This window comes from Glycomyces lechevalierae (assembly GCF_027622945.1).
Classification (GTDB): domain Bacteria; phylum Actinomycetota; class Actinomycetes; order Mycobacteriales; family Micromonosporaceae; genus Glycomyces; species Glycomyces rutgersensis.
Genome location: NZ_JAPZVQ010000020.1, coordinates 70,461 through 83,050, shown reverse-complemented (window position 1 = coordinate 83,050; position 12,590 = coordinate 70,461). Strand labels below are relative to the sequence as shown.

12 protein-coding genes are annotated in these 12,590 nt (G+C 70.7%); 2 read left to right on the top strand and 10 right to left on the bottom strand.

Features of this window, described 5'->3' with window-relative positions; genetic code table 11:
* Nucleotides 1-219: 219 nt before the first annotated feature.
* Both O2L01_RS23120 and O2L01_RS23115 read left to right on the top strand, forming a co-directional pair.
* The gene (locus O2L01_RS23120; protein WP_270124406.1) at nucleotides 220-2,571 is read left to right on the top strand and encodes a hypothetical protein; all 2,352 of its coding nucleotides are present in this window, start codon (nucleotides 220-222) and stop codon (nucleotides 2,569-2,571) included.
* Complete coding sequence (locus tag O2L01_RS23115; RefSeq protein WP_270124405.1) at nucleotides 2,568-3,278, top strand: hypothetical protein; 711 nt, start codon at nucleotides 2,568-2,570, stop codon at nucleotides 3,276-3,278. The genes O2L01_RS23120 and O2L01_RS23115 overlap by 4 nt, the downstream gene beginning before the upstream one ends.
* Before the next feature lie 24 nt (nucleotides 3,279-3,302).
* On the opposite strand, the gene O2L01_RS23110 is transcribed toward O2L01_RS23115, so the two are convergent.
* The 10 genes from O2L01_RS23110 to O2L01_RS23065 all read right to left on the bottom strand — a co-directional run bounded on the left by O2L01_RS23110 (nucleotide 3,303) and on the right by O2L01_RS23065 (nucleotide 12,587).
* Complete coding sequence (locus tag O2L01_RS23110) at nucleotides 3,303-3,857, bottom strand: phage tail protein (protein ID WP_270124404.1); 555 nt, start codon at nucleotides 3,855-3,857, stop codon at nucleotides 3,303-3,305.
* On the bottom strand, nucleotides 3,847-5,799 hold the full coding sequence (locus tag O2L01_RS23105; RefSeq protein WP_270124403.1) for a putative baseplate assembly protein: 1,953 nt from the start codon (nucleotides 5,797-5,799) through the stop codon (nucleotides 3,847-3,849). Before O2L01_RS23105 ends, O2L01_RS23110 begins: the two co-directional genes overlap by 11 nt.
* Nucleotides 5,796-6,236, bottom strand: a complete 441-nt coding sequence (locus O2L01_RS23100; RefSeq protein WP_270124402.1) for a GPW/gp25 family protein — start codon at nucleotides 6,234-6,236, stop codon at nucleotides 5,796-5,798. Before O2L01_RS23100 ends, O2L01_RS23105 begins: the two co-directional genes overlap by 4 nt.
* A 1-nt stretch (nucleotide 6,237) precedes the next feature.
* Nucleotides 6,238-6,519: a PAAR domain-containing protein gene (locus tag O2L01_RS23095; protein ID WP_270124401.1), complete on the bottom strand. Its 282-nt coding sequence runs from the start codon at nucleotides 6,517-6,519 to the stop codon at nucleotides 6,238-6,240.
* Between the two features lie 26 nt (nucleotides 6,520-6,545).
* Nucleotides 6,546-8,369 (bottom strand): VgrG-related protein, encoded by a 1,824-nt coding sequence (locus O2L01_RS23090; RefSeq protein ID WP_270124400.1) that lies wholly within the window; start codon nucleotides 8,367-8,369, stop codon nucleotides 6,546-6,548.
* 2 nt (nucleotides 8,370-8,371) lie between these two features.
* Entirely contained in the window at nucleotides 8,372-9,112 is a 741-nt protein-coding gene (locus O2L01_RS23085; RefSeq protein ID WP_270124399.1) for a CIS tube protein, read from the bottom strand.
* A gap of 1 nt (nucleotide 9,113) precedes the next feature.
* Nucleotides 9,114-9,551 carry a phage tail protein gene (locus O2L01_RS23080; RefSeq protein ID WP_270124398.1) on the bottom strand — a complete coding sequence of 146 codons (438 nt, stop codon included), beginning with the start codon at nucleotides 9,549-9,551 and terminating at the stop codon, nucleotides 9,114-9,116.
* A 16-nt stretch (nucleotides 9,552-9,567) separates the two neighbouring features.
* The gene (locus O2L01_RS23075; RefSeq protein WP_270124397.1) at nucleotides 9,568-11,049 is read right to left on the bottom strand and encodes a hypothetical protein; all 1,482 of its coding nucleotides are present in this window, start codon (nucleotides 11,047-11,049) and stop codon (nucleotides 9,568-9,570) included.
* A gap of 951 nt (nucleotides 11,050-12,000) precedes the next feature.
* Nucleotides 12,001-12,159, bottom strand: coding sequence for a DUF6760 family protein (locus O2L01_RS23070; protein ID WP_270124396.1), 159 nt, complete (start codon nucleotides 12,157-12,159; stop codon nucleotides 12,001-12,003).
* Entirely contained in the window at nucleotides 12,156-12,587 is a 432-nt protein-coding gene (locus tag O2L01_RS23065) for a hypothetical protein (RefSeq protein ID WP_270124395.1), read from the bottom strand. The genes O2L01_RS23070 and O2L01_RS23065 overlap by 4 nt, the downstream gene beginning before the upstream one ends.
* Nucleotides 12,588-12,590 lie beyond the last annotated feature (3 nt).

Genomic DNA, 12,590 nt, shown 5'->3' with positions numbered 1-12,590 from the left:
CATGCCCAGGGGTTCAGGACAGGAGTGGGCCTGGCCCCACCCGATCGTGCGGCCCGACCCACACCCTGGTCAAGCGGTGGTGACTACTACGACCAGGCGCTGCAAGCTCTGCTCTCGGTGACTTTCGGCCAGTGGCGAACCGGAGTGATCACGGGCGCCGGGCACCGGGCAGTGATCGACGAGGGACCGTTTCATGACGGCGCCCATGACCCTGAGCGCATGACCGAACTTCCAGGGCCCACCGGCCCGAAACCGCTGTACCGAAGACACCGCAACAGGAATGGTCGACCGCTCGCTCGCGCCGCCGCCTTCAGCGCGGTGGTGGCGCTGCTGCTGGTGTACCTCGGAGCGGCCCCTGCACAGAGCCAGCAGCCGTACCCCGTCGAACCGTACGAGATCGGCGCCGGCATTGCCGCCCCGTGGCAGCAGACGGTCTACTACCCGTACGACTCGGTCGGCTTCTGGCTCGACGAACTGGTCTGGCACTCCTCGCTCTACGACGAACCGAACGGTGATTCGGCCGCGGTCGGCATGGGCGACGACTACATCACCTGGTACGACCAGAAGTACGACTGGGCGGCCATCGCCAAGATCTACGACGAAGAGCCGCAATCGAAATACCCGATCGGCACCATCCAACACGTCCTCTCACGATGGGTCGAATACGGCCTCAACAAATACCTGGACTGGGGGAACTTCGACGCCGATCGCCGCGAGGAGCTGTTCTACCGCTGGCTACGGGGGTACGTGACGCCCCTCGACAACAATTCGCAGGGCGGTGAAGGGGAGTCCTTGATCGGCGCCGCTGAGAAGTTCGCCGCCCAGGGGTACGAACATGACGCGACGTTCAAGGAGGGGAGCCTGAAGCGCTTCGACTTCTTCCTGAGGGACGCCTCAGGCAAGATCGTCCACATCGTGGAGGTCAAGTCCGGCGACTGGACCAAGAAGCAGATCAGGTCACGCCTGGATCTGGCGCTCGAGGAAGGGACGCCCCTCGTGAGCTTCTACTTCCTGGCGAGGCAGACCCCCAAACAGATCGAAACGCTCCAGGCGCTGTTCGCCGAGGCGAAGTACGCGGGCATCACGGTCGAGACCTTTGAACTTCCAGCGGTGGGAGAGCCCAGGCCGCACCCGAACAGGAACTATCCGCCCGATGACGAATCCGGTTCCGCCACCGGCGGCGGTGTTCCATCGGGCCCGCCTCCGCCGCTCCCAGGCGCGTTGGCGAGCGAGGGGGACTATGCGGCCGACAACCCATCGGCCGACGCCATCGCACAGTCGCCGAGTTCAGAGGAGGAAGCCGCCGTCAGCGATGCGACCGCTCAAGGACTCGCGGAGGAACGAGGCTTCGAGAGCGCTGAAGACGCCGACATGGCCACCGATCCACTTGGCGGCGTGGACTTCTCGACCCTGGAACTGCGATACGTGTCCGACACGTACGACGGCGGCCTCGGCAGCGGCGTCGACTACGCGTACCAAGTCGACCCGGCTGAAGGCGTCGAAGTCTCCTACGGCGGCCAGGAGTCCGCGCAACTCGCCTCAGACTCGTTCTTCACCTGGCTCGCACTCCACCCATCGAGTTTCACCGTGAACCTCAACCCGGACGAGCCCGACCGGATCATCGACGCCGAGTTCGGCAAGACCGACGCCGGGAGGGTCCTACTGGAGGCGGACCTGCAGATGAAGAAGTCCGTGGCCGACTTCATCCACCCGGACTCCGACCTGGGCGCCCAGTACTGGGAAGCGCTGCAGGGCGAGACGAAGTGCATCTCGATGCGGCAGTGGATCGTCCCCGAACCCGCCGTCGTGCACGAGAACGACGACGAGCTGTTCATCCTGGACGCGCCGCTCGAAGTGAAGATGGAGACCGAGTACCTCGAGACGGCCGGGGTCGGCGGTGTGGGCGGCTGCACCGGTCAGTCCGAATCGGACACTCAAGCGAACGAGCAGATCTACCGCGACATGATCCTGCCCGAGCTCGAGGAGGCGATCAACACCGCGCCCGAGTACGCGGACCTGCGCCGCGTCTACGCCAGCCGTGTCGCCGCCGAATGGTTCCGCGACCGCAGCCTGACGCACACCACCGCGTTCAGCGACGTCATCGACTCAGGAGACGCCAGCGCCTGGTATTCGCGCACCCCATGGGATCCGGAGGAGGTCTTCGACCGGTACGTGCAGTCCTACACCGAAGGCGAATTCGAAGTCGAGCGCACCACACAGGAAGGGAACTACCTGGTGACGTACGTGTACGTCTACGGCGGCGTGAACTTCAGCGACGTCCCCGAGGACGAGCTCGGCGCCGAGGCGTTCGACGCCGAGCATCCCGAACTCGACGCGGCGGTCGAACAGGCGCTGCTCGGACCGGCATCCGAGGAGGGCGCGAACCTGGTGTGGCTCGGCGGTCAGACCACGCAACGCCCGCCGTGGGATCCGTTCCCGCAGCCCGCTTCTCCGCTGTCGAACCCGTGGTTCTACGTCCTCACGGGACTGCCGGTGTTCGCCTGGCTCGCGTTCGGCGGGTACTTGACGTGGCGCCGCCCGCGCCGCGCGAAAGGTTCGGTGGCGTCATGACCGGCCTCATCGGCGCCACGCCCGCGCCGCAACCGCAGGCCGCGCCCGAACGCCCCCGCAGCGTGCTCGCCGCGACCTACCTGCTGGGAGGCGCCGCCGCGTTCTGGCTCGCGGCCATGATCGCGACGATGTTCGCCATGCCCCAGTACGAGCGCCACTACACCGAGATCGCCCGGACTCCGGACGGCGGCGCGCTGGCGGTGTTCGGGCTCGCCCTGACCGCCGGTCTCGCGCTGATCGGGGCGGCCCTGTTCATCCTGCTGGCGTTCTTGGACGCGTTCGGCCGGCCCGCCGCGCGCGTCCTGTCGTGGGTCTTCGGCGGACTCGCGATCGCCGTCGCCGGCCTGATCCCGTTGTCGGAGGCCTTCACCGGCGTCGCCTGGCATCAGTGGCTGATGAACGGCATCGCCATCGTGACGCTCGCCTTCCTCACGGCCGCAGTCGTACTGCTCGGCATGCCGGTGTCGAGCCAGTACTTCCGGCGTTCTCAAGAGCACCGGCAGGAGCGGGCCCGGCTCGCTCAATGGGCCCGTTATGGATTCGTCCCGGAGTTCCGAGCACCGGCCACGCAGCCGGGCCCTCAAATGGCGATCCGGGAGGCTCCCGAAAGGCGAACGCTGTACGGCCTCGGCTGGGAGGGATGGGCCGGGATCGCGGCGGGGATCGTGCTGTTGTTCGTCATGATCGCGGCCGCTCTGAACGGCTGAGTCCGTCGCTCGTCCCGGGTGCTCTCATGGGAGTTCCCGGGACTGCTCGATGCGGAGCGTGAACGGCACGTGGGCCGGTACGTGCTCGGCGGCGGCGGCCCGCAGCCGCGACTCGTCCAGAAGGGAGGGGTTCCTGACCGTGACGGTGATGGTGACGTGCGGCGAGACCGGTTGGCCCACAGGGTCGGTGGACTGGACCGAAGCGATCGTGCCGCCCTTGTCGGCGACCGTGACCTGGCCGCCGGTGAGGAGCCGCAAGTGCGTCGCCAGGCCGTGCCGGGTGCCGCGCCAGCGGTGGAGTTCGACGGCGTGGGCGACCAGGATGCGGCGCTGCTCCACGGTCCACTGGTCCTGGATCGGCAGGGCCACCCAGCCGGCCAGCCAGTCCAGGAAGTCCGGCGGGGCCAGCGCAGGATCGAGGTAGGCGACGAAGCCGTCGAGCGCGAGCAGGACGGGCGCCAGGACCTCGTCGAGGGCCTGGGTGAAGCGCCGCGTGAAGTCGTCTTCGGCCAGCACGCCTGGCAGCTGGTCGGCGATCGGCTGCGGGGTCGGCAGGCCGGGCGCGGCGCTACGAGGCACGGTCGTCCCCTTCCAGGATGCGCACCTGGTGCTGGAAGGAGAACACCAGCGCGTGACCGGCCAGCTCGATGCGCTGCACCGGGCCGCTGCGGCGGCCGGTCGCGAGGTCGGCCGCGAAGAGCTGCACGTCTTCGACCATCGCGGTACCCGGGAGCCGTTGCAGCACAGCGAACACCTCGCCGGACTGGACGGGGCGGCCGAAGGGCCAGCCGGTGCCGTCGAGCCCGCCGGAGACGGGGTTGAGGTAGGCGTACAGCGCTTCCAGGGCCTCCCCGCGCAGGGCTTCCCCGACGGTCCCGGGCGCGGCGCGGAGCTGGGCGACGACGGTGACGCCGTCGTACTGCGGCGGACCGACACGTACCGTGGCGCCGAGGCAGCGGCGCGGCTCGATGTAGGAGCCGATCCGGTTCACCAGGTCCACGTCCGGAGTCAACTGGGCCACAACGGGATTCGACCCGAGCGCGATGTCCGGGACGACGAGGAGCCGGATCTCCCCGGGCCGCTCGGGGACCGGCACGCAGCGCACCCGCGCGGCGTCCGGGGCGGCCTGCTTGGCGAGGTACTCGTAGTCCTCCACGGTCACCGCCCGGTCGCGGGTGCGCAGCAGCATCGGGCCGCGCGCGGCCGCGTTGCCCACCGACTCGCCGTCGACGCCGCCGGTCGCCGGACCCCGGTTGACGACCCGGGTCGTGAACGGAATCGGGTCGCGCTGCACGTTGAGGAGCCCGCGCGCGACGTTCCCGGCCTTGCCGCCGCCGGTGCGGTAGGCGGGGACGCGGATCGGCGCGGCTTTGGGCGGCACGGCTCCGAAGTTGCGGATCGTGCCGTCGGCGAGGCGCACGGCCGGGCCGAACCGGAGCTCGCCGCCGATGGCGTCGAGCGTGAAGTGCCGCGAGTCGGGGCCGGACTCCGTGAAGCTCTCGACCTCGTGCCACTGCTCCCAGTCGCCGCCGCCCGCGATCTCGACGACGAGCGGTTCCCCGCCGGTCACGACGGGCCGGTGCGCGAGCCGGAAGCGCTGCCCCGGAACGCCTTCGGAGAGCCCCACGACCTCGTCGGCGACGAGCCCGGCGTGCGAGGCGTCGATGGTGCCGCCGATCGTGGCGGCGACGGCGGTCATGAGCCGCGGCGAGTCGCGGTAGAACGGCCGGTCCTCGGCGCGCACGAGGCGCACGCGGAGCCAGCCCGCACGCTGGCGCTCCAAGAGCGCTTCGCGGTGGCCGGGCGGGACGTGGACGACGGTGATGCCGTCCTGGTTGAAGCCGCCGGTGGAGTCGGACTCGATCTCGCAGGCCGTCCAGGTCGTGCCGTCGAAGGCCTCCCAGATCCACGGCGGCCGTTCGGGATCGACGCCGACGCCCTCGGCGTGGCAGGCGACGCGCAACTGAACGGCGCAGCGCGGCACCGCGTTCGAGAGTCCGAAGTAGATGCAGTCGTCGTCCCCGGGCGCCTCCTGGAAGCAGCGCACGCCTTCGCCGGAGATGAGCTGGTCGGTCTGGTCGGCGAGCCGCCCGCTCGCGCCTCCGGTGAGGACGAGCGCGAGCGAGCACGGGACGATCGCCAGGTCGGCCTCGGTGCGGAACACCACGGGCGCCTCGGTGCCGCCGGACTGGTCGGTGGCGACCTGGGAGCCGCGCTGCACGGGCACGGTCTGGTCGCGGGCGGCCGAGAGCCAGTAAGTGACCGTGGTGCGGGCGGCCGTCGGCGGGTGCAGTTTGACGCCGATGAGGTCGAGGAACCGCAGGTAGTGCAGGTCCGGGACCCGGTTGAGGCGGTACAGGAGCTGGTCGGTCATCATCGCGAACGCCTCGATGAGAGTCACGCCCGGATCGGAGACGTTGTGGTCGGTCCACTCCGGGCAGCGCTGCTGCACCAGGCGCTTCGCCTCGTCGACCAGGTCCTGGAACCTGCGGTCGTCCAGATTGGGCACTGGCAGGCTCATAGGGCCGCCTCCTGGGTCTCGGGGCTGTCGTGGGAGCCGATGACGTAGAACGGGAACACGAGGTTGCGCGGGTCGTTGTCCCCGCGCACGGTGTAGGACAGGGCGATGTTCAGGCGGCCGCGCCAGGCCTGGTCGAAGGTGACCACCACGTCCGTGAGGCTGACGCGCGGCTCCCAGCGGGTCAGCGCGACCCGCACTTCGTAGGCGATCTTCCCTGCGGTCGCCGAGTCGGCCGGCGCGAACACGAGATCGTGGATGGCGCAGCCGAACTCGGGGCGCATCGGCCGCTCTCCCGGGGCGGTGGCGAGGATCAGGTGGATGCTCTCGATGAGCTCGCGTTCGCCGCTGACGAGCGCGACCGAGCCGGTGGCGTCTGTGCGCAGCGGGAACGCCCAGCCCGAGCCCACGAACGCGGGCGGGTCGACGATGCCGGTCATCTCATCCTCCTATCAGGACTGTCGGGCAGCCGGAGAGGATCGGTGCGCCGCACCCGGAGAGGTCGCCCATCCGGGCCGCCGGCCTGCCCGCGATGAGCACCGTCGGACAGCCCGGCGGCAGGATCGGCGTGGGCGGATGCGGTGGCGTGGAAGGCATCGAGCACGCGTGCATGTCGCCCACCACGGCTGCGGGCTGCCCGCCGATGAGCACTGTGGCCGCGCCCGGGCCCGAGATGAGCCCGGGGTGCCCGGTCGGGTCGCCGACTCTCGCCGCTGGCGGCATCGCCGCCTCCTCTCGGTTGCAGTGGATCAGTTGATGCGGACCACGCCACCGCGCACGGTGACCGCCCCGGACGCCGACAGCTCGGCGCTCCCGGTGCCGGCGACCTTGACGGCGGCGCCTTCGACCTTGACCTCCGCCTGCCCCGCGACTTTGACGCTGGACCCGGCGGTGACCTCGACCTGCTGCTGCGCATTGACCTTCACCTGCGCCCCGGAGAGCTCCAGGCTCCCCGAACCGGCGTCGATCTTGACGCCCACGCCGGAGACCTTGACCTGGCCCGAGCACTTCAGCTCCAGCACCTGCCCGGTGGCGTCCATCTTCAGCAGCAGCTTGCCGTCCCCTGTGGACAGGAGAATCCCCTTCTTCGACGGTTCGTCGACGAGCTCGAGCCGGTGCCCCTCCCGGGACACCAAGGCCCGCACGCCGATCGCCCCCGCCGAATCGTCGACCGTGGGCACCTCGAGCTTCGGCGGGTCGTCCTTCCCGTTGTGGAGTCCGCCGAGCACGTACGGGTGGTCGAGGTCCCCGTCCGCGAAGCCCACGAGCACTTCGTCGCCCACCTCCGGGATCGCCCACAGCCCCCGCCGCGGCCCGCCGCCCGGCGAGGCCGTGCGCGCCCACGCGCTCGTGAAGTCCTTCGACAGCCAGGGGAACGTCACCTTGACCCGACCCAGCTTCCGCGGGTCGCGCGCGTCGCTGACCACCGCCGAGACCAGCCCGTTCGGCGCGGGCCCGGGCGAACCCGAGGTCAGCCCGTACAGGGTCCGCTCGGCCCGGCCCGAGACCGTGAACGCGGTCGTGTACCCGTCATGCTCGTTGAACACGTGCCGGGCACTGGTCAGGGTGTACTTGCCGCCGAACGGATCCGAGACGTTCGCGAGCGTCACCCCCGACCCGGGCAGGAGCTTCGGGTTGCCCTTGGCCACGCCGTCCAGCTCCACCGCGGTCGCGCCCAGCTCGGCCGCCAGCGCCTTCGCGTACGCGGCCACCTGCCCCTGCGTGCCCAGGCTCGTCCCCGCCTCGAGATACGGCGGGGCGCCGAACCGCCCCGCCATCCCCACCGGGTCCACGCCGTCCACTTGCGACCCCTTCGTGGTCGGCTTCTCCGTCGCCGTGAGCTCCTGCTTCTGCTCGACGCTCCAGCCGCGCACGCTGACCTCGGGCACCTGCTCGGCCGCGGACACCGCCGCGCGCAGCGCGATCAGGTTCACGCCTGGCTCGAGCACGAGCGGATTGCTTGCGGCCGTGGCGTTCTCGGGCGGCGCACCCGAAGGCGGATCGGGCAGCCGGAAGTTCAGCTTCCCGTCCGAGGCGGTCACCTGCGCGCCGACCCGGTCGGCCAGGCGCGACAGGAACTCCCAGTCCGAGACGTTGTCCTGGCTGAGCTGGGCCTCGGGGGCGTCGCCGTAGCCCTGCACGTTGTCGATGACCCCGACCTGGAGCCCGGCGCGCGACGCGACCTTCCGGACCACGTCCGCCAGACTCATCTTCGGATACGCGGCGACGCGCCGGCCCCGGAACAGGCGGTGCGCCGGATCGAGCCCGCGCACCTCCATGAACGTCCCGGCGGCGTCGATGTCGATCTCCACCGCCACCACCTCCCCGGACATGAGCCGCTGCGGACTCCCCGGCTCGGCGGACTGCACCGCGACCTCTACCTTCGCGCCGATCGCCAGACCCGTCTTGCGCACCAGCACCGCCTCGGGGTCACGGAACCGCAGGTGGCACGCATCGGGCAGGTTCCGGCTCGCCGCCACGGTCGCCTGCGTGAGCATCGTGGCGACGTCGGCGGCCAGCGGCGCGCCGTTGATCGACACCTGCAGCGTGTTCGCGAAGCTCTCGTTCGCCACGGCTACCTCCCGTCCCCGGCCGGCACGAGCAGCCGCGAACCCGGCCGCAGCCGCGCCGGGTCGTCGATCCCGTTGGCCTCGGCGATGAGCCGCCACCGGTTCGGGTCCCCATAGGCCCGGTACGCGATCGACGGCAGCGAATCGCCCGCCACGACCACATGCGTGCTCCTGGCCTCCAACGAACCTGAAGTGGGGTTCTGGCCCGGCGTCGAGCCGGAGATCTCCTCGAGCTTGACGGTGCACACCGCGCGCACCGGCGTCCCGCTCGGCGTGAACAGCGTGTACTTCGCGGCGACCTCGCTGGCGAACGCCGGGAACGCCGTCAACCCTCCCCAATGGAAGATCACCCACGGCGGAGAGCCCTTGTCGTTCGACAGGCTCTTCTCCGTGGGCACCACGCACGAGAACAGCTTCTCGACGGCCTTGACCACCGAGTCGTCCATCGCGGCGGTCGCGTCGAGGAACATCTCCACGCTCAACTTGCACGGGTCGGACCCGGTGAACTCCGGCGGACCCGACCGCTCGGCGTTCCGCTGCGCCTCCCGCTTCCACTTGGCGTTCTTGGAGAGCGAGAGCTCCTTCGGATTGAACTGGAACTCGATCGTGCCCAGCGTCTCGTTGCTCGGCGTCGCCGTCCCCCCGTCGGACGGCGGCTCGCGCAGCTCCAGGTACGCGTGCTGCAGATTCGACTGATCGCCCGCCGCCGAGCCCGGCGCGGTGAACGTGACCGGTGACCCGCCCATGTCAGCCCCCCGACCCCGGCGCGAGGAAACCGTGGTGCGCCAGCTCCAGCGTCTCGATCGCGACCTTCGCGCTGTCGAGCGAGAGCTGCGGCCCGCTCCACTTCACCGGCACCACGTCGACCAGCGCCCACCGGGCGATGACCTTGCCTTCGGCGGTGCGCGCCTCGATCGTCGCGGTCTTGCGCTCGATCCCGGACGCCATGGAGCCGAACCATGCCGCGATCTTCGCGCTCTGCTCGGTGAGGGGGCGGCTGAGCTTCACGTTGGAGTACTTGATCCTGGTCGGCAACTGCCAGACGTAGCCGTTGTTGCCGCCTTCCTCGCGCTGCTCCATGACGATCTCGCAGCCGAGCCCGTCGCAACTGTTGAAGGAGCCCAGGTCCTCGTCGTCGATGCTCACGACGAAACTCACGGCCACGGCGTGGATGTCAGCGGGCACGGCGGTCCTCCAGTCCTCAAAGGTCGGTCAGTCGGCCGCGCCGCTCACGGTCGACCCGAAGGTCGGCTCGCAGGCGGCGCACGAGCGGTTCGTACAGGACGGCGAGCAGCGCAGCGGGATCCGCGGCGGGAGCGGCCCCGGCCGTCGCCGGGGCGGCGGGCGTGGGGGCCGCGTCGACGGCCTGCACCGTGATGGAAGGCGGGGGAGCGGCGACGCGCTGGACAACCGTTTCGACCGGGAGTGGCGTCACCTCGGTCATCGTCTGCAGCGACACGGATGGCGCTGGCATGTTCTGGAGCGAAACCGGAGCCGCCGCGACCGGCAACGGCTCGGACGGCTCGGGGGCCAGTGCCACCGGACCCGTTGCGGGCGAGGCGGATCGCTGCGCGACGGGCGGTGTGAACGGAGCAGCGGCGGCGCTCGTCGTCCCCACTGAGGCGGGCAACGAGTCCGGCAGCGAGAAGTCCGCTGAGGGAGGTGGTGTCGGCATGTATGACCACGTGGACCGCTGTGCGACGGCCGACCCGGGCTCGCTGGCGCGCGGTTCGGGTGCGGGCGAGTCGCTTGCCGCCGAAGGCTCGGCCCCGATGAATCCGCCTTCCATGGGCCGCAGGCCGAGCAGCGGCGCTTCCGGCATCGGATCGGGCGAGTAGAGCGGTTCCGGCGCTTCGACAGGCCGGGAGACCGACGGCAGCGCCTCCGCCGTCGAGGCACTGCGCATGACCATGACCGGCGGCGGGAGCGGCCGGGCTGAGGCCGGGTCGGGTGGCGCCAGGGGAGTGGCCGGCATGCCGAGGCCGAGCGGAACGGTCGCGGGCATGCCGAGACCCGGGGGCGCGTCATCGATGCGCTGCAACGACGCCTGAGCGGTGAGGGAGTCCGGCACGGGCGGCCGCGATGCAGTGGGGCCGGAGGGCGGCACGCTGAACCGCTGCACGATGGGGGCCGGGCTGGCAAAGGGACCGCTCAGCGGTGAGCCGAGGCCGAGTCGTTGGACGTGGCGCGTGCCGGGCGAACCGGAGAGCGGCTGATCGGGTCGGCGCGGCGCAATCGGCATGGCCGCCTGCGGTTCTTCCCGGCCGGTCTGGACGATCGGCGCGGCGAGTCCCGCAGTCCCGATGAGCGGCGCGGTTTCGGGCTCGAGCGCAGGTGCCGCGAGAGGCATCTCAGCGCTGAGGCCCGACTCGCCGAGCTGAGGGCCGAGCTCACCGGTCGGCGTTTCGGACGCGACCGACGCGGCAAGGCCCGTGTCCCCGAGCAGGGGAAAGGTCGACTCAGCAGACCGCTGCACGGCGGGGGTCAGTGCCGGAGCCGGGCTCCCGACGGAGGTCGACAGACGAGCCACGACGGGCAGCTCACGCCGCTCGGGCGGATCGGTTGAGGCGAGTAGCGAGGGAAGGTGTGATGAGGCGACGGAGGCCGGCGACGGAACCGCTGGGTTCGCGCTGGCCGTGTGGTCGCCGATCAGCATGCGCTGCACCGCGAACGGCAGTGACACGGGCCGAACCGGAAGCGGCGCGGCCGGCCCGCTGGCCACCTCCAACGGCTGATCGGAGCGCGGACTCGGAGCCGGGTCCGGCTGAGGCGACCGCTGCAGGTTCGGCGAGGAGCCGAGCGACAGTGAGGGAGCTTGCGACTCGGAACGCATCGGCAGCTCGATCAGTGAATCTGAGTCGCGCTGTGCGACGAGGGATTCGGGCGGAGCAATGTGCGGAAGGCCGGAGTCGTCCCCGACCAGTGGGCGGTCTTCGATTCCGGCAGTCAGCGCGGGACCCGAATCAAGGAGGAGCGGTGCAGTATCTGCGGAGCGTTGGAGCGCATCCGGCTCGGACTCCATGCCGAGTGCGGCGGGCCGGCCTGAGTCGGACGCGGTTCGCTGGAGCGAGTGGGCCGGGGTCGGTGCGGGAGACCGGGCAGGCCCTGCTTTGCGCTGCAGGTCGATCCGCCTCGGCTCGGTGGGAACGGCAGGAGCGGGAGCGGGTTCGATCGCCCCCGATGGACCCTGCGGGATCACGGCGTGGCCGAGTGGCGCGAGGTAGGTCGGGTCCTGCCACGAGGCCAGGCGCGAGCTGAGGGAATCGGGCGGGTTGACCAGCCACTGGTCGCCGACGACGCGCTGGAGCGGCGGCAGTTGCCGCCACTCGGCACGCCCGGGCGCGTAGGGCGCGGGAGCGGACGCTTCTCGGGGTGCGTCGGAACGCCGACGGCTGAACGGCCACATAAGAACTCACCTCCCCGCATCAAGTCGAAGCCGAGCGCCGCACCCCGCCGAGTCGGCCGCGAGTGCCGGGAAGCCGGCTCGACGGGATCGTCCGAGTCGGCTCGGGATCGCGACATCAACTCGTCCCATCGCGAAAAGGACCGCATCCGCCGAGCGGCCGCACCCGACCCGCCCGCCGTATCCGGACGAGCTGGGTATGCGGCGACACTCAGCGGGCGCATCCGTCCCTCACCTGCCCTCGTTGACCCTGGCGTTGAGCGCGGCGATGCGCGCGACGTACCGCTGCCGGTCGGGGTGCTCGAGGTCCAGGATCTCGTCGAGTCCCCAGTGGAAGTAGTAGGCCACGTACCCGATCTCCTCTTCGATCCGCTCGACCGGGTACGTCATGATTCCCCCAGGCGCCCGCCCGAGAGGTCCACATCGAACGAATGCGCGCACTCCGGGCACGTCACCCCCGCCCGCGTGTGCCCCTCCGAGTTGATGCGCCGGTACATGTCCTGCAGGAACGCCAGATCGGAGGCGAACAGGTTCTCGATGATCCCCGTGTGCACGTCCGTCACCGAGCCGATCCGCGTCACGACCCGCGCCAGCAGCACCACCGTCAGATAGGCGGCGTTCTCCCGGACCCGGTCGTCCCGCAACGGGATCAGCTCGTCGCGGGCCGTCGCCAGCCGCATCACGCCCGAGGTGTGCGTGGCGCCCGACTGGTCGACGTACCCGCGCGGGAGCTCGAACGCGAACTCCGTCCGCAGCGGACGCCGCGCCTCGCCCTCCTCGGCCCCGCTCTCGGCGGTGGCCGTCATGGTGCGTCGCATCGG